Origin of the sequence: Actinotignum vesiculae (genome assembly GCF_051267215.1) — a bacterium.
GTDB lineage: Bacteria > Actinomycetota > Actinomycetes > Actinomycetales > Actinomycetaceae > Actinotignum > Actinotignum schaalii.
This window is the reverse complement of record NZ_JBOZGG010000027.1, coordinates 1-1,542: the sequence shown is the minus strand read 5'-3', so window position 1 is coordinate 1,542 and position 1,542 is coordinate 1. Positions and strand designations below refer to the sequence as shown.

Here is a 1,542-nt window from a genome sequence, read left to right as displayed (position 1 = left end):
CTTTTTACGTGTCCCAAACAAGAAACAAAACAAACACGAGCAGACCACCATGGCCTACCGATATAACGTTTCCTGAAATAAATCCTTAGAAAGGAGGTGATCCAGCCGCACCTTCCGGTACGGCTACCTTGTTACGACTTCGTCCCAATCGCCAGCCCCACCTTCGACCGCTCCCCCCACAAAATGGTTAGGCCACGAGCTACGGGTGTTACCAACTTTCGTGACGTGACGGGCGGTGTGTACAAGGCCCGGGAACGTATTCACCGCGGCAATGCTGATCCGCGATTACTAGCGACTCCGACTTCACGAGGTCGAGTTGCAGACCCCGATCCGAACTGAGACCAGCTTTAAGGGATTCGCTCCACCTCACGATATCGCAACCCTCTGTACCGGCCATTGTAGCATGCGTGAAGCCCAAGACATAAGGGGCATGATGATTTGACGTCATCCCCACCTTCCTCCGAGTTAACCCCGGCAGTCTCTCGTGAGTCCCCACCATCATGTGCTGGCAACACGAGACAAGGGTTGCGCTCGTTGCGGGACTTAACCCAACATCTCACGACACGAGCTGACGACAACCATGCACCACCTGTACACCACCAACCAAATGCAACCACATCTCTGCAGCCCCGCGGTGTATGTCAAGCCTTGGTAAGGTTCTTCGCGTTGCATCGAATTAATCCGCATGCTCCGCCGCTTGTGCGGGCCCCCGTCAATTCCTTTGAGTTTTAGCCTTGCGGCCGTACTCCCCAGGCGGGGAACTTAATGCGTTAGCTACGGCGCAGAAAACCTGGAAAGGCCCCCCACACCTAGTTCCCAACGTTTACAGCATGGACTACCAGGGTATCTAATCCTGTTCGCTACCCATGCTTTCGCTCCTCAGCGTCAGTAATGGCCCAGTGACCTGCCTTCGCCATCGGTGTTCCTCCAGATATCTGCGCATTCCACCGCTACACCTGGAATTCCAGTCACCCCTACCACACTCAAGCCTGCCCGTACCCACTGCACGCGCGAAGTTAAGCCCCGCGTTTTCACAGCAGGCGCAACAAGCCGCCTACAAGCCCTTTACGCCCAATAATTCCGGACAACGCTCGCGCCCTACGTATTACCGCGGCTGCTGGCACGTAGTTAGCCGGCGCTTCTTCTCCACCTACCCTCAACCCACCAAAAGCAGGCCTTGTTCGATAGCGAAAGAGGTTTACAACCCGAAAGCCTTCATCCCCCACGCGGCGTCGCTGCATCAGGCTTTCGCCCATTGTGCAATATCCCCCACTGCTGCCTCCCGTAGGAGTCTGGGCCGTATCTCAGTCCCAATGTGGCCGGTCACCCTCTCAGGCCGGCTACCCGTCACCGCCTTGGTAGGCCATCACCCCACCAACAAGCTGATAGGCCGCGAGCCCATCCCCCTTCACAAAAGCTTTCCCAAACAATCCATGCGAATCATCCAGAATATTCGGTATTAGACCCCGTTTCCAAGGCTTATCCCAAAAAGGAGGGCAGGTTACCCACGTATTACTCACCCGTTCGCCACTAATCCACCCA

The 1,542-nt window shown here is 55.9% G+C and carries 1 rRNA gene; it reads right to left on the bottom strand.

The window, feature by feature from the left end:
- Nucleotides 1-89: 89 nt before the first annotated feature.
- A 16S ribosomal RNA gene (locus ACRQHG_RS09340) occupies nucleotides 90-1,542 on the bottom strand; the annotation flags it as partial.